10 protein-coding genes are annotated in these 15,208 nt (G+C 72.8%); 3 read left to right on the top strand and 7 right to left on the bottom strand.

Translation table 11 applies throughout. The features are described 5' to 3' along the window. Window positions 1-3: 3 nt before the first annotated feature. The 5 genes from ACFYNP_RS28275 to ACFYNP_RS28255 form a co-directional block, all read right to left on the bottom strand. Window positions 4-846, bottom strand: coding sequence for a helix-turn-helix domain-containing protein (locus tag ACFYNP_RS28275; protein ID WP_388789243.1), 843 nt, complete (start codon window positions 844-846; stop codon window positions 4-6). Further along, window positions 843-1,595, bottom strand: coding sequence for a DUF6879 family protein (locus tag ACFYNP_RS28270; protein ID WP_388416613.1), 753 nt, complete (start codon window positions 1,593-1,595; stop codon window positions 843-845). Before ACFYNP_RS28270 ends, ACFYNP_RS28275 begins: the two co-directional genes overlap by 4 nt. A gap of 166 nt (window positions 1,596-1,761) precedes the next feature. Further along, window positions 1,762-4,086, bottom strand: coding sequence for an FG-GAP-like repeat-containing protein (locus tag ACFYNP_RS28265; protein WP_388789240.1), 2,325 nt, complete (start codon window positions 4,084-4,086; stop codon window positions 1,762-1,764). Between the two features lie 563 nt (window positions 4,087-4,649). Continuing rightward, window positions 4,650-5,624, bottom strand: a complete 975-nt coding sequence (locus ACFYNP_RS28260; RefSeq protein WP_388789237.1) for a nucleoside triphosphate pyrophosphohydrolase — start codon at window positions 5,622-5,624, stop codon at window positions 4,650-4,652. Between the two features lie 68 nt (window positions 5,625-5,692). Next, window positions 5,693-6,391, bottom strand: a complete 699-nt coding sequence (locus ACFYNP_RS28255; protein WP_388789234.1) for a SurA N-terminal domain-containing protein — start codon at window positions 6,389-6,391, stop codon at window positions 5,693-5,695. Between the two features lie 248 nt (window positions 6,392-6,639). Here ACFYNP_RS28255 and ACFYNP_RS28250 point away from each other — a divergent pair, with 248 nt between their 5' ends. Then, a complete protein-coding gene (locus ACFYNP_RS28250; RefSeq protein ID WP_388789231.1) occupies window positions 6,640-9,150 on the top strand; it encodes a YfhO family protein in 2,511 nt (836 codons plus the stop codon). A 137-nt stretch (window positions 9,151-9,287) separates the two neighbouring features. Here ACFYNP_RS28250 and ACFYNP_RS28245 read toward each other — a convergent pair whose 3' ends face one another. Both ACFYNP_RS28245 and mfd read right to left on the bottom strand, forming a co-directional pair. Further along, window positions 9,288-9,968 carry an HNH endonuclease family protein gene (locus tag ACFYNP_RS28245; RefSeq protein WP_388789229.1) on the bottom strand — a complete coding sequence of 227 codons (681 nt, stop codon included), beginning with the start codon at window positions 9,966-9,968 and terminating at the stop codon, window positions 9,288-9,290. Between the two features lie 253 nt (window positions 9,969-10,221). Beyond that, window positions 10,222-13,755 carry a transcription-repair coupling factor gene (gene mfd / locus ACFYNP_RS28240; RefSeq protein WP_388420499.1) on the bottom strand — a complete coding sequence of 1,178 codons (3,534 nt, stop codon included), beginning with the start codon at window positions 13,753-13,755 and terminating at the stop codon, window positions 10,222-10,224. 482 nt (window positions 13,756-14,237) lie between these two features. On the opposite strand from mfd, the gene ACFYNP_RS28235 reads away from it, so the two are divergent. Both ACFYNP_RS28235 and ACFYNP_RS28230 read left to right on the top strand, forming a co-directional pair. After that, complete coding sequence (locus tag ACFYNP_RS28235) at window positions 14,238-14,729, top strand: SigE family RNA polymerase sigma factor (RefSeq protein ID WP_388420498.1); 492 nt, start codon at window positions 14,238-14,240, stop codon at window positions 14,727-14,729. Next, the gene (locus ACFYNP_RS28230; RefSeq protein ID WP_388789227.1) at window positions 14,722-15,135 is read left to right on the top strand and encodes a hypothetical protein; all 414 of its coding nucleotides are present in this window, start codon (window positions 14,722-14,724) and stop codon (window positions 15,133-15,135) included. Before ACFYNP_RS28235 ends, ACFYNP_RS28230 begins: the two co-directional genes overlap by 8 nt. Window positions 15,136-15,208 lie beyond the last annotated feature (73 nt).

Genomic DNA, 15,208 nt, shown 5'->3' with positions numbered 1-15,208 from the left:
TTCTCAGAAGCTGCCCACTGCCCGCCTCGCGCGCATGATGACGCGGTGGGCTTCGGCCCCGTAGACAGCCGAGTCGGAGAGCGACTGCCAGGCCCGCCGGTACACATTGATGGTCTCGGTGTCGTTCAGCCACAGCTCCGCGTGCCAGTCCTCCGCGATGGCGAGTCGATCGTCGTACAGCCAGAAGCCGTTAGCCGGCGGGAGCTTGAGCGGAGCGCCCAGCGGGACGATTCCCAAGGTGACGGAGTCCAGTCCGATGACGCCGCTGAGCCGGTCGAGTTGCGCGGCCAGCACTGCGGGCGGGCAGACCAGGGCGCACAGGGCGGCTTCCCACATGACGATGTGGAACGTCTTACCAGGCAGGTACAACATCTCCTGGCGCTTCACGCGGGCCCGAACGGCTTCCTCCACGTCACGCACCGACCGGTGGAGGTCCATGTACCGCGAGAACACGTGACGGGCGTACTCGGCCGTCTGAAGCATTCCGACGACCATGGAACCCTCCCAGGCCCGGAGCACCGTGGAGCGTTCGTACTCGGCCGTGAGTGCGTCCTGAACCGGCGTGTGCCCGGCAGTGAGTTGTCGTCGCCAGGAGCGAGACCGGGACTCCAGGGTCCGGAGCCTGACGGTCAACTCCTCGGCTGCCGCCGGCCGACCCGTCCCCAGCGCCCATGCCTGAAGATCATCGGCTGTCGCGGTCTGGCGGCCGGTCTCCAGCTTGCTGACTTTGGACTGCGGCCACCCCAGCTCCCGCGCCAACTCCCTACCGGTCAGACCGCCCTCGGTGCGCAGCTCACGCAGCCGCGCACCGAGGGCAAGTCTCGCCTGCTGAAAATCGGTGGTCACTCGACGGCCGGCACCTGACCCGCGAACACGTCGTAGGGTACGGCGTGGTGCCAGGCGGCGTCACGGATCTGGCAGGCGCGGACGACCTCCACCGGGTTCGTGACCAGCTCGACGCCGGTCATCCGGTCGGCGTCATCGAAGTGGAGCCGCGCGATCACGCGTGAATCGAAGAGCCAGAAGTCCTCGTCCGGGAGTTTCAACCGATCCGCGTCGCTCCTCCACAGGCTGCGGATGTCCTCCCCCACCGCGCTGTTGCGGCGGGCGTTGTCGAGCAGGTATCGCTGGCCCGACGTCGGAGGGTTGTCCATGACGCGTACGCGCTCGAACCGCTTGCCAAGGGCTGACTGTTCGCGCCGGGAGACGCACCACGGGTCGTCCAGGTCCCATCCGGCCTCCTCACCACAGGCGAACCGGCGGTAGGTCTCGGTCTCTTCGTCCGACTGGTACCGGCGGCGGCTCTCAAGGCGCCAGGCCGTGTGCTCGAAGGTGCGGAACATGCCGTCGAACTCGTCGAAGCCGATCATCACGGGCACTCTGTCCACCTCCCTCGGAGCGAAGTCCGCCAGCAGCACGCGCGGCACCGTGACGAAGGCTTCCCCCGGCTTGACGTTTCGTAGTTGGGCCACGTCGTCGGGATCAGCCACCGCATCCCCCTGGACCAGGACCTCCCCAGTATCCAGGTCCTCATACAGGGTCGGGCATCCGTTGTTGCCGGAGTTGGTACCGATGAAGCGAAGCCGCCGAGCCATCGTCGTTCCCCTTTCGCCGGGCCGATGACGACCAGGATGAGACCGACGCCGGTGTTCTGTCCGGCTTGATTCGAGAATATTCGCGCATAAGGGTAAGGCCCCGCCCCGGCGCCCGGGCAAGGGCAACAGGGGCGGGGCCGGCGGGGCCACACGGTCAACTGGGCTGTCAGAAAAGGCCGTTGTAGAGGGACCAGTCCGAACCCACCTTGGTGCGCGGGGCATAGGGAGCCGCGGCCTGGCCCGTACCCGCGTACAGCCACAGCGCGCCCGCCGCGTCGCGGCCGAGGATGTCGGCCCGGCCGTCGCCGGTCAGGTCGCCGGGGACGAGGAGCGCGTTGTAGAGGGACCAGTTGGTCCCGACCTTGGCGCGCGGCGCGTACGGGGCCGAGGCCTTGCCCGTGCCCTCGTACAGCCACAGGGCGCCCGAGGCATCGCGCGCCAGCAGGTCGGCGCGGCCGTCGCCGGTCAGGTCGCCCTTGCCCGCGAGGGAGTCGTACGCCTGCCACCCGGGGCCGACCTTCACCCGGGGGGCGAAGGGAGCCGTGGTGCTCGTGGTGCCCTGGTACAGCCACAGGACGCCCGAGGTGTCGCGGGCCAGCAGATCGGCCCGGCCGTCACCGGTCAGGTCGCCCGCGCCCACCAGCGAGTCGTAGGTGTTCCAGCCGGCCCCGACCTTCACGGGAGCCGTGAACGGGACGGCGTCGCCACCGCCGCGGTAGTACCAGAGCACTCCGGCGGCATCGCGGGCGACCACGTCACCCGAGCCGTGCACGGTCAGGCCCGACAGCGCGGTGAGCGCGGTGTACCCCTGCCATCCGCCGCCGACGGCCACGCGGCCGCGGTAGGGCGCCGCCGCGTTCCCCGTGCCGTCGTAGCGCCACAGCGTCCCCTGCGCGTCACGTCCGAGGAAACGGGTTCCGGTGGGAACGGGGTACGGGCTATTGACCACGAAGCCCCCCGTCGCCTTCGGGCTGAAGGCGCCCTCGTCCGACGCCTCGAAGCGGAGGTCCGTCTCCACCTGCCAGGCGTCGACGTACGCGCCGGCCGCGAGCGTGTAGGTGATCGTGTGATCGCCGGCCGGCAGGGTGCACGAGACCGCCGGAGAAGCGGTGTTGACCGGCCCCGCCGTGCGGCCGCAGGCCCCCGCGGGCCCGCCGCTCACCGACGCGACCTTGAGGTCCACCGCGCTCGCGTTCCAGTCGGGCTGCCCGTACTCGGGACGGAACGCGACCGTGAGCCGGCCCGCGCTCTCGGCGTGGACGCGCACGGTGTGGGTGGCCGTCGAGGACACGGCGAGGTCCGTGGTCGTGAGGTCGAGGGAGGTCTGGGTCTGCTCGATCAGGCCCTGCCCCGTGGCCAGGTCGGAGGGGTTCTTCGCCGGGACCATGTACCCGCCAACCGCCAGGAGACGGCTGCCGGAGGCGCCGTTGACGGGGGCGATGTCCCTCAACTCGTAGGATTCGGCGGTGGGTTCGGGCACGGCGGCCCCGGCCTGCTTGGTCCATGAGGTTCCGTCGTAGTGCCAGAAGACGGGTTGCGCGTACTGCGCCGCGTCGTCCCCGCCGACCGCCCACAGGCCGCCGTGCCCGTCCGGCCGGATGGCGTTCACGACGAACCCGGCGAACTCACCCGTGACGTCGTGCCAGGCGGACCCGTCCCAGTGCTCGACCCGATTGTGGACCGGCTCCGCCGAGGACTGCCCCCAGCCGGCCACGTACACGCTCGTGGCGGACTCCACCGCGATGTGGGCCATGTTGGTGTCGTCGGGCGCGGACAGCTGCGGCATGAGCGTCCAGGCCGTGCCGTCCCAGTGGTACGTCACCGGGTGGCCGCCGTGCTTGGGGAACTGCATGCCCGTCGCGTAGGCGTCGTTCGCGGACAGGGCGTCGATGCCCTGGACGTCCACGCCGTCGGGCAGCGCGAAGGTCCCCCAGGTGCCGCCACTGTAGGTGTAGAGGGCGTCGCCGCCCTTGAAGAGCCTGCCGGGGACCGCCTTGATCGGCACCTCGGGCCAGGACCGGTCGAGGGCGCCCGCGGCGGGCACGGCCGTCCACTTCTCACCGTCGTAATGGACGAGGAACTGCTCGGTGCCGGTCATCCCGTAGGCCCACACGTCGTCGGCGGATGCCGCGCTGACGCCCGACCACTCCATCACCTTCGGCAGTGCCGGATCCGTGATCGGTGACCAGGTCGTGCCGTCCCAGCGCAGGAGCAGGCCGCCCATGCCGTCCGGGTCGCTCTTCCAGCCGGTCGCCCAGGCGTGGTCGGCGTCCACCGAGGACACCGACTTGAGCTTGTCCGCGGCGGAGCCGTCGCCCGCGGCCAGTGCCCAGCCGGGCGACGCGGTGTGGTGCGACGGTGCGGGTGCCGACGGCGGCGTGTCGGCGGCGGCCGCGCCCCCGGACCCCACAAGTGCGGTGAGCAGGGCGACACTTGCCGTGCTCACCGCGGCGACGTGTCCGGACCGTCTGAGGCCGCGTCTCTTCTTCATGCTGTTTTCCCCTCCCGAAGGGCGGTTGCCCTGTGCCGCATGGTCGGGTCGGGTGTGTCGGACGCACGGCCTGCGCACAGTCCACGCACAGGTACGGCGCGCGTCGCTGGTAGCGGCGTGCTGCCTGAACCGTGCGGTGTTGCCCCCCTGACCGCTCCCCTGCGGTGTGGGGGCAGTGTGCCATATGGGGTTGAGGGGGCGTCCAGTGAGTTTGCCCTGGCGGTGCGGGGCGTAGCGGGACGTCCGGGGGCGCTGCCCCCGGCCCCCCAAAGGCCGCCCTTTCGGCTGCGGGCCGAGCCGACTGTTCGCGCAGTTCCCCGCGCCCCCAACCCCCATTTCGGCCGCGGACCGTGGGCGCTTCTCGCGCAGTTCCCCGCGCCCCTGGCAGGGCTGGTGCTGGCCAGCACCAGGTATTTCAGCCCGTCCGGCGTTTGAGGACGAGCGCCCTTCAGGCGCGAACGGGGGTGCAGGGGGCGGAGCCCCCGCAGGGGTCTGGGGCGCAGCCCCAGGGCTCAGCCGATGCAACCCGCCGCACGGGCGGGCGGGTGGGCAAACCCCCCGGGCTACTCCGCCGCGCGGATCGCGACCCGGTACGCCCGCGCAGCAGCCCGCAGGGCCGCCTCGGGGTCAACCCCGGATTCCTCCGCCGCCACGGCCAGCGCGAGCAGCCGATAGCCGACCCCCTCCCCGGAGGGGAGCGGCACGGACAGGCCGGCCGTGCGGGCACGGGAGGCCAGCTTGGCCGCGAGGGCCAGGGCCGGCTGGCCGAGCGGCACACCGTCCGTGACGGACGCCCGCTGCTTCTCGACCGCCTTCATCCGCAGCCAGTGCTCCTTGACCTCCTCCGGAGTGTCCGCCCGCTCCGAGCCGAACACATGCGGATGCCGGTGGATCAGCTTCTCCACGATCCCGCCCGCGACATCGTCGATGGAGAACGGCTCCTCCCCGTCCTCCTCCGCGATCCGCGCATGGAAGACGACCTGGAGGAGCACATCGCCGAGCTCCTCGCGAAGCTCGTCCCGGTCCCCCTCCTCCACCGCCTCGACGAGCTCGTACGCCTCCTCAAGGGCGTACTTCGCGAGGCCCTTGTGGGTCTGCTGCGAGGACCAGGGGCATTCACGCCGGATCCGGTCCATGACCTGGACGAGGTCGAGCAGGCGCGCGCCCGGCAGATCGTAGGAGCCGGGCAGCAGCTCCAGGTCCGGCATCCGGACCCGGCCGGACCCGGCGAGCCGGGCGAGGCCGTCGGTCAGGCGGCTGTCGCCCTCGCCGGAGGGCAGCACGACCACGGTGCGCCCGCCCGCGCAGGCCTCGACCAGTTCCTGCGCGTCCGGCGCCGAGATCTCCACCGGCACGCCGGCCTCGCGCAGGTACGGCAGTTGCGGGTGCCCGGGGTCGGGGCACAGCACGAGGTGGGCGGCGCGCAGCGTCTCCCACGCGGGCCAGGACAGGAGGCCGGGGGCCACCCGGTGGCTCGCGGTGAGCAGAACGATGCGGCCGGGCAGGTCGGGCAGGCCGGGCTCTTCAACAGCAGTCACCCCACGAACCTACCCGGCGCCCCAGCCGGCCGGCGCCGAGTCCCCCCGGAGCCCCGCAGCCGTCCCGCTCAGCCCGTGGACGCGGAGTCCCCCGGGTCGACCTGCTGGTCCTCGGGCGCGCCCTGTGAGGGCGCACCCGGCGCGGGCGCGGGCGCGGGCTGCTTGGGCTTGGCGAGCCAGGGCGCCTGGTAGTCGGCGAGCTGGATCTGGCTCGCGTTCCAGCTGCCGTAACGCGGGTTCACATCCACGCCCAGGTCCTTGGACGCCTTGACCAGGACGGGCAGCAGATCCTGCTGCGTACGCGCGCCGATCGCACCGGCCAGCTTCTGCTCGGTGACCTGCCGCTGGACGTAGGTGTCGATCTGGTCCGGGGCGAGCCCGCCGTTGGTGAGGGCCTGCTCGCGCAGCTGGGCCTCCCCGCCGGCCTGCTGGACCATCGCGGCCCGCGCGTCCTGGACGTCCTTGGGAGTCACACTCACCCCGGCCTGCTCGGCGGCGCGCGCGAGGACCCGGTCGAAGATCATGTTGCTGAGCTTCACCTTGCCGAGCTGACCGGAGTCCTTGATCAGCTGGGCGGACTGCGGGGAGTTCCGCTGGGCCGTCCGTACGTCCTTGACCTCGGCCTGGAGCGCGGAGACCTCGATCCGCTGTCCCCCGACGACGGCCGCGGCCCCCGGATGGGCCGTACTGCCGCAGGCCGCGAGCAGTGGGCCCGCGGCGAGCAGGGCGGCGGAGACGGAGAGCGCGGTACGACGGCGGCGGTGCAAAGGAGCCTCCCGGCGGAGCAGATACGTGCGGCGTGGCGACGAACCTTGCTAAGACCTTGCGGTGATCGATGTTAGGCAGTCGGCGTGGCCGGGGCCACTGATTCGACCAACGATTCGCGACCCGCATCGGTCGCGGGGGTGAAGCCGGGTGAAGCCGCGCCGTCCATTGCGTGAACTGACGTGCGGGCCCCCTGTGTTGCCCCGGCGGGTCCGGCATATTCGACGGCAGCGCACAGCAAAGGACCTCGATGCCGACCCTCGAAGCCGCCCCCGCCCCACCGGTGGCCCCGGTACGCGCCCCGGCCGCCCGCCGTCCCCGCGCCCGGGCCGCCGCCCTCTCCGCACTGATCACCCTGCTCTCGGTGTGCGGCGCGGACGCGGTCGCCGGGGTGATCCCGCTCGGCCCGCTCCAGCGGCACACCCGCAGCATCAACGACCTGGGCAACCAGTTCGTCCCCTTCCACGAGCACCTGTGGGACCTGCTGCACGGCCGGGCCGAGGGCGGGCTGCTCCTCAACTGGCAGTCCGGTTACGGGACTTCGTTCCTGCCCGACCTCGGCACGTACCTCAGCAGTCCGTTCGCCCCGCTCGTCGGGCTCTTCCCGCGCGACCGGATCGACCTCGCGCTGTATGTGATCACCGTCCTGAAGATGGTCGCCGCGGCCGTCGCGATGACGGTGCTGCTGCTCGCCCTGCGCCCGGCCGTCCGGCACCGCTGGGTGGCCGGGGTGCTCGGCGCCTCGTACGCGCTGTGCGGCTGGTCGGTACTGGAGTCGATCTACAACCCGATGTGGCTGGACGGCCTGATCGCCTTCCCGCTGCTGTGCCTGGTCGGCCACTGGGCCAAGGCGGGAACGCGGCCGGTGCTCGGCCCGCTGGTCGTGGCGCTCGCCTGGATCGCCAACTTCTACACCGCGTACATGGCGACGATCGGGGCCGGACTCGTCCTGCTCCTCCTGCTCTTCGTGGACCGCGACGCGGACGCGCGCGGGCGGGTGCGGGCGGTACTCGTCGCGGGCCGCTCGGTCGCGATCGGCATCGGGCTCTCGGCGCCCGTCCTGTTCACCGTCTACCTCGGCACCAAGCACGCGCATCCGGGCTGGGTGCGGGAGTTCGCGCCGGTGTCCTGGCCGGACTACCTGGCCCGCACCCTGCCCGGCACGTACTCCTTCTCCTCCCCCGCCGTCTTCCTCGGCACCGGCGCGCTGCTGCTCGCGTGCGCCCTCGGCTTCCACCGCGCGGTCCCGCGCCGCGAGCGGTACGCGTGGAGCGGGCTCGCCCTCGCCGTCGCGCTCTCCTTCCAGTGGAAGCCGACCCATCTGGCCTGGCACGCCTTCGTCACGCCCAACGGCAGCCCCTACCGCCAGACGTTCGTCCTGTGCGGCATCCTCGTCATCGCCGCCTGGGTCTGCCTCTCGTACGGGATCCCCGGGCGCCGCGCACTGCTCGGCGGGGGCGGTGTGCTCGCGCTCATCGCCCTCGGCGCGGCCTTCAGCGAGCTGGTCTCGGCGTGGACGTATCCGCTGCTCGCGCTCGGTCTGGCCGCGGTCGTCGGCGGCCTGCTCCTGGTGCGGCGGGGCCGGCGCGGACTCAGCCTTCTCGCGCTCGCCCTGATCGCCGGGACACAGATCGCGCAGGCCGGGGTGACGGTGGCGTACGGGGACCAGCAGCGCGCCGCCCGCATGGACGGCTATCCCGCCTGGGGCGACGAACACACGGCGCGGGCCGCCCTGGAGGCGTCCGCCTCCGGCTGGCCCGCCTACCGCACCGACCCCGGCCAGCGCCAGATCACCAACAACGATCCGCTGCTGCTCGGAGGCGAGGGCGGGGCGTACTACTCCAGCCTCACCCCGGAGGTCCTGAACCGTACGATGACCGCGCTCGGCGGCGGGTGGACCTCGCGGGGGCGGGCGCTCCAGAGCCTCGACAATCCGGTGACCGACGCGATCTTCTCCGTGGGGGCGCGGGTGCGGGTCGCCCAGAAGGGCGGTCCGCCCGAGCTGCTCCGGGCCGGTGCGACTCCGCCGTTCGTCACGCTGCGGCCGGCCGGGCCGGAACCGGCGTACGGCACCAACCCCTTCCGCAACCAGGAGCTGCTGCTGGGCGCCCGGGTCTACACGACCCGCACCCTCACGCAGGGGTGTCCCGCCGGGACCGACATATTCCTCTGGGCGCCCCAGCACTTCGGCACGGCTCGCCTCGGCGACGGGCCCGTGGTCGAGATGCGGGGCGGCGCGCCCAGCCGGCGGGCGCCGCTGATCCCCTTCGGCCCCTCGGCGGGGCCGGGCCGGGCCTCCCGGATCGTCCTGTCCCCCGCGGACCGCGACACGGAGCTGGGCTGCCTGGACCGGGCCGCCCTCGCGCGGGCGGTGAACGGCCTCCGGGCCACGGGTGCGACCCGGGTCACCGTCTCCGACAGCGCCGTTCACGCGGAGCTGCCCTCCGGAGCGTCGGGGACGGCGGTGTTCGCGATGCCCCGTATCGCGGGGTGGTCGTGCGGGGTGAACGGGGCGGCCGCGACCCCGGCGGCGGATCATCTGGGACTGGTCGCGGTCCGCCTGCCCGCTTCCGGAGCCCGCTCGGTGGACTGCGGCTTCCGCCCGCCGGGCCTGCGTTCGGGCACGCTGGTGGGCGGGGCGGCCCTCGTTGCCCTTACGGGGGTGGGGGTGTGGGGGCGGGTGCGGCGGCGCGTCGCCCCGCGGGGGGTCCAGCCCCCGCCCCGCCCCTTCCCCAGGCCCTCCGGGGGTGTTGAGGGCTGAACCACCCCCCACCGCAGGGGCCCGGGAAACCGCCCACCGCAGGGGCGCGGGGAACCGCGCGACCAGCCACCCCCGGCGGGCGGCCGACCGCACCCCGGGGGCGCGGGGAACGCGCAATCGGGCGCCCCCGGGCCGGCTCACCCCGCCGGAAGCTGCTGGTCCCGGCACCCGTCAAGGACCGACTTCATCGCGGACTTCTCCGCATCCGTCAGCCACACCCCGTACTTCTTCTTCACCGCCACCTGGTCCGCCACATACGTGCAGCGGTACGCCTTGTACGGGGGCAGCCAGGTCGCCGCATCGCCGTCGCTCTTGCGGCGGTTGGCGCTCGCGTCGACGGCGATCAGGTTGAGCGGGTCGTTGGCGAACGCCGCCCGCTTCTGCTTGTCCCACTGCTGGGCGCCCTTCTGCCAGGCGTCCGAGAGCGCCACCACATGATCGATGTCGATCTTGCTGGCGCCGCGCTTGAACGTGATGGACTCCCCGGTGTACGGGTCGTGCACCAGCGTCCCCGACGATACGTCGCACTTGTCCTTGAGCTTCACGTCCTTCAGGTCCCGCTTGAGTATGTCCTCGCGGGTCTGGCAGCCGTTGTGGTCGGTGTCGGTCCAGCCCTTGCCGAACTGGTCCCGGGTGTAGCCGGTCTTCGGTGCGCGCCCCTTGACGGGGAGCGTGTCCACCGCGGCGAGCGCGGAACCCGCCGCCCCCTTGGGGCCTGGGGCACCGCTCTTGCCGGTGCCCGCGTCACCCCCGCAGCCGGTGAGGACGAGGGAGGCCGTGAGCGCGGTCACGGGCAGGGCAATTCGGTACATACGCATCAAGGCGGGCCGTCCTGGCAGCAGTTGGCGGAACCTCGCAATCGTAGGTACTCCTACCCGGCCCGCCCCGGGTCAACGGTCCCGAAAGGGACAGCCCTCCGCCCTTGATCGCCCCGGCTCGACCGGCGCACGGGCCCGGGCGCGGGCCCCCGCCGGCAGGCGCCGGAGCACCGGACGCGCCGCACGCGCCGGACACGCACAGGGCGGGCGGCGCCCGTCGGCGCCGCCCGCCCTCAGCCCGTACGCCTACCGCTCAGGACCCCAGGATCGTGGTGAGGAACTCGCCGGTCCAGGCGAGCAGTTCGCGGCCGACGACCGGCTTGCCGCCGATCTTTCCGGCGGTCGGGCGCGGCACCAGGATCTGCCGGGCCGGCGCCTTGATGACCGTACGGGGGTAGAGCCGCTTGAGGCGCAGCTCCTGCGACTCCCTCAACTCCACCGGTGCGAAACGGATGTTGGGACCCTGGAGCACGATCTCACCGACTCCGCAGGCGCGGGCCAGCATGCGCAGACCGGCCACCAGAAGCAGGTTCTCGACCGGCTCGGGCAGCTTGCCGTACCGGTCGGTGAGCTCCTCGCGGACCGCCTTGACGTCCTCCTCGGAGTTGGCCGAGGCGATCGCCCGATAGGCCTGGAGCCGCAGCCGCTCGCCCGGCGCGTAGTCGTGCGGGACGTGCGCGTCGACCGGCAGCTCGATCTTGACCTCCAGCGGCGCCTCCTCCAGCTCGCCGCCCTCCATCTGCGCCCGGTAGTCGGCGACGGCCTCGCCGACCATGCGCACGTACAGGTCGAAGCCGACACCCGCGATGTGCCCGGACTGCTCGCCGCCGAGCAGGTTGCCCGCGCCGCGGATCTCCAGGTCCTTCATCGCCACGTACATGCCCGCGCCCATCTCGGTGTGCTGGGCGATGGTGGCGAGCCGCTCGTGCGCGGTCTCCGTCAGCGGCTTCTCCGGCGGGTACAGGAAGTAGGCGTAGCCGCGGTCGCGGCCGCGGCCGACCCGGCCGCGCAGCTGGTGCAGCTGGGAGAGGCCGAAGTTGTCGCCGCGCTCGACGATGAGGGTGTTCGCGTTGGAGATGTCGATGCCGGACTCGACGATCGTCGTCGAGACCAGCACGTCGAACTTCTTCTCCCAGAAGTCGACCACGACCTGTTCCAGCTGGCTCTCGCCCATCTGACCGTGCGCGATCTGGATGCGCGCCTCCGGCACGATCTCGCGCAGCCGGGCAGCCGCCCGGTCGATGGACTCGACCCGGTTGTGGATGTAGAAGACCTGGCCCTCGCGCAGCAGTTCACGCCGGACGGCCGCGCCGATCTGCTTCTCCTCGTACGGCCCGACGAAGGTGAGAACCGGGTGGCGCTCCTCCGGCGGGGTGGTGATCGTCGACATCTCGCGGATGCCGGTCACGGCCATTTCGAGCGTACGGGGGATGGGCGTCGCGGACATCGTCAGCACGTCCACGTTGGCACGGAGCTTCTTCAGCTGCTCCTTGTGCTCGACGCCGAAGCGCTGCTCCTCGTCCACGATGACCAGGCCCAGGTCCTTGAACTTGGTCTCGGAGGAGAACAGGCGGTGCGTGCCGATGACGAGGTCGACCGAGCCGTCCTTGAGGCCCTCAAGGGTCGCCTTCGCCTCGGTGTCGGTCTGGAACCGGCTCAACGCCCTCACGTTGACCGGGAATTGGGCGTACCGCTCGGTGAAGGTGCCGAAGTGCTGCTGGACCAGGAGCGTGGTGGGCACGAGGACGGCGACCTGCTTGCCGTCCTGGACGGCCTTGAACGCGGCGCGCACCGCGATCTCGGTCTTGCCGTAGCCGACGTCGCCGCAGATCAGCCGGTCCATCGGGACCGTCTTCTCCATGTCCTCCTTGACCTCGGCGATCGTGGACAACTGGTCGGGGGTCTCCGCGTACGGGAACGCGTCCTCCAGCTCGCGCTGCCAGGGGGTGTCGGCGCCGAAGGCGTGGCCGGGCGCGGCCATGCGCGCGCTGTACAGCCGGATCAGGTCGGCGGCGATCTCCTTGACGGCCTTCTTCGCGCGCGCCTTGGTCTTGGTCCAGTCGGCGCCGCCGAGCCGGTGCAGCGTCGGGGCCTCGCCGCCGACGTACTTGGTGACCTGCTCCAGCTGGTCGGTGGGGATGTAGAGCCGGTCGCCGGGCTGGCCGCGCTTGGCGGGCGCGTACTCGACGAGCAGGTACTCGCGGGTCGCGTTCTGCACGGTGCGCTGCACCATCTCGATGTAGCGGCCCACGCCGTGCTGCTCGTGCACGATGTAGTCGCCCACCTCCAGGGTGAGCGGGTCGATGGTCTTGCGGCGGCGGGCCGGCATCCGGCCGAGGTCCTTGGTGGCGGAGCGCTGGCCGGTGAGGTCGGTCTCGGTCAGGACGGCCAGCTTGAGCGCGGGGTCGATGAAACCGAAGTCGATGGCGCCGCACGTCACATGGACGACGGAGGGGACCAGCTCGTCCAGTTCCGCGTCGAGCCGGGCCGCGATGCCCTCGCCGCCGAGCACCTCGACGGTGCGCGAGGCCGGGCCGTGCCCCGCCGTCACGTACACGGCGCGCCAGCCGTCGGCGAGCCACTGCTTGGTGTCGGCGAGCGCGCGCTGGGTGTCGCCCCGGTACGTCTCGGGCGCGTGCATGCCGAGCTTGAGGGTCTCGTCGTCGAAATCGGCCTCGTCGGCGGCGAACGGGGACACCGACCACCACATCATGCCGAGCTCGCGGGCCCGGTCGCGGACGTCGGCGATGCCCCACAGCGAGGCGGCGTCCACGTCGATGGGCGCCCGGCCTCCGTCCGCGCTGGCCGCCCAGGACGCCTGGAGGAACTCCTGGCTGGTGGCGACCAGGTCCGCGGCCCTGGTCCGCACCCGCTCGGGGTCGCAGACCACGGCCATCGACCCCTTGGGCAGCACGTCGATGAGCAGTTCCATCTCGTCGACGAGGACGGGGGCGAGGGACTCCATGCCCTCCACCGCGATGCCCTCGGCGATCTTCCCGAGCAGCTCGCCGAGCTCGGGGTGCTGCTCGGCTAGGGCGGCGGCGCGGGTGCGCACGTCGTCGGTGAGCAGCAGCTCGCGGCAGGGCGGCGCCCACAGGCCGTGCTCGGCGACTTCGAGGGAGCGCTGGTCGGCGACCTTGAAGTAGCGGATCTCCTCGACGTCGTCGCCCCAGAACTCGACGCGCAGCGGGTGTTCCTCGGTCGGCGGGAACACGTCCAGGATGCCACCGCGGACAGCGAACTCCCCGCGCTTCTCCACGAGTTCGACCCGGGCGTACGCGGCGGCGGCGAGCCCCTCGACGACCTCGCCGAGGTCCGCGCTCTGCCCGGTGCGCAGCGCCACGGGGACGAGCTCCCCGAGCCCCTTGACCTGCGGCTGGAGTACGGAACGGATCGGCGCGACGACGATGCTGACCGGCCCGGCCGACGGGTCGTCCTTGCTGGGGTGGGTCAGGCGGCGCAGCACGGCGAGGCGGCGGCCCACGGTGTCGCTGCGCGGCGAGAGGCGCTCGTGCGGCAGCGTCTCCCAGGACGGGTACTCGGCGATCTCCTCGGCGGGCAGCATCGCGCGCAGGGCGGCGGCCAGGTCCTCGGCCTCGCGGCCGGTGGCGGTCACCGCGAGCACGGGGCGGCCGGCCTCACGGGCGAGGGCGGCGATCGCGAAGGGCCGGGCGGCCGGGGGGCCGACCAGGTCGACGTGCATCCGGTGGCCGTCGGTGGCGGCCTTCACCGCTTCGGCGAGCGCGGGGTCTCGTACGACGGCGTTCAGCAGACCGTGCAGGCTCATGAAGGGCTTCCATCCCGGGGAGTGGGCAACGCGAACCGCCCGACACGTCGTACGGGCCGGGGTCTCCCAGCGTACGACGCCCCGACCCCCCTCGCCCCCGGGATACCCCGGGCCCCCTCAGCCCCGGGCCCCCGGGCCCCCCGGCCCCGCACCCCTGGAAACCCGCCTTCGTCCGCGGACCGCCGGGCCCGCCGCGCGGTTCCCCGCGCCCCTGTAGGTGACCCGGCGCCCCCTCGGCCCCGCGCCCACCGCGGCGGAGCCACGCGCACGCCACAGCCCCGCACCCCTGTGGGCGACCCCGCGTGCCTCGGTGCCGGCCGATGCGGGCACGTTCAGCCCTTCAGGCACGAACGGGGGGCTGGGGGCGGAGCCCCCAGGGGAGGCCGGCGCTGGGGGCTGGGAGAAAGTTGGGGGCAGGTGTCAACCGAGCGCGGCACCGGGGGCGTATACCCCGTGAGACCTATCCAGCCACAGGAGCCGCATTGACCGACGCCGAGTTCGAGGAGTTCTACGCGCACTCCGTGAAACCGCTGGTCGGCCAGGTGTACCTGATGACCGGCGACCTCCACGAGGCCCAGGACGTGGTCCAGGAGGCCTTCGTCCGGGCCTGGGGCCGCCGAGGCCGCCTGGACACCGGCGCCGGCCCCGAGGCCTGGGTCCGCACGGTCGCCTGGCGCCTCGCCGTGAGCCGCTGGCGCAGGGGCCGCCGCGCCGCCGATGCCTGGCGGCGCCACAGCCGTGCGCACACGGCCGAGGCCCCCGCCCCCGACCCCGGCACGGTCGCCCTCGTCGACGCCCTGCGCGGGCTCTCCGACCGCCAGCGCCGCGTCGCCGTCCTGCACTACGTGTGCGACCTGAGCGTGGACCAGGTCGCCCACGAGACCGGCATCTCCGCCGGCACCGTCAAGACGCACCTCTCACGCGCCCGCGCCGCCCTCGCGCCCCGTCTCCAGGAGGAGGAACACGGTGTCTGACCTCGACGGCGTACGCCGGGGCGACGAGCCCCTCGCCCGCGCCCTGAAGCTGGCCGCCGACACGGCCGGCCGCGCCATCCTGCCCGAACCCGCGGCCCTCGTGGCCGCCCGCGGGCTGCGGCGCCGGCGTCGCAACCTGGCCGCAGCCGCCGCCTGCGCGGTATGTCTGCTCGCCGGGTCCGGCACCGCGCTGGGCCTGCGGCTCCAGCAGAGCGGACCCGTGCCGCCCGCCTCCGTCCCCACCCCCGCCTACGGCTCGCCGTCCCCCGTGGAAAGCTCCGGCACCCCGACCTACAGCGCCACCCCGTCGGCCTCCCCGCCCTCCGGCTCGCCCACGCCCTCCTTCCCGCCCCGGCCCCCCTCGCCCTCCACCACCCCGACCGTTCCCACCACCCCCAACCGCTGACCCAAGGAGCCCCACCCGTGTCCGGAGTCCTCCTCTCCCTGCCCGAGACCACCACCGGGGAGGCGACGGCGAC

The organism is Streptomyces sp. NPDC006691, assembly GCF_042869955.1.
In the GTDB taxonomy this organism is placed as follows: domain Bacteria; phylum Actinomycetota; class Actinomycetes; order Streptomycetales; family Streptomycetaceae; genus Streptomyces.
This window is presented reverse-complemented; position numbering and strand designations above follow the sequence as displayed.

What these genes read in the sequence shown, in the direction of transcription:
- ACFYNP_RS28270 (WP_388416613.1), bottom strand. Translation starts at nt 1,595, where the DNA reads ATGGCTCGGCGGCTTCGCTTCATCGGTACCAACTCCGGCAACAACGGA.
- ACFYNP_RS28265 (WP_388789240.1), bottom strand. Translation starts at nt 4,086, where the DNA reads ATGAAGAAGAGACGCGGCCTCAGACGGTCCGGACACGTCGCCGCGGTG.
- ACFYNP_RS28250 (WP_388789231.1), top strand. Translation starts at nt 6,640, where the DNA reads ATGCCGACCCTCGAAGCCGCCCCCGCCCCACCGGTGGCCCCGGTACGC.
- ACFYNP_RS28245 (WP_388789229.1), bottom strand. Translation starts at nt 9,968, where the DNA reads ATGCGTATGTACCGAATTGCCCTGCCCGTGACCGCGCTCACGGCCTCC.
- mfd (WP_388420499.1), bottom strand. Translation starts at nt 13,755, where the DNA reads ATGAGCCTGCACGGTCTGCTGAACGCCGTCGTACGAGACCCCGCGCTC.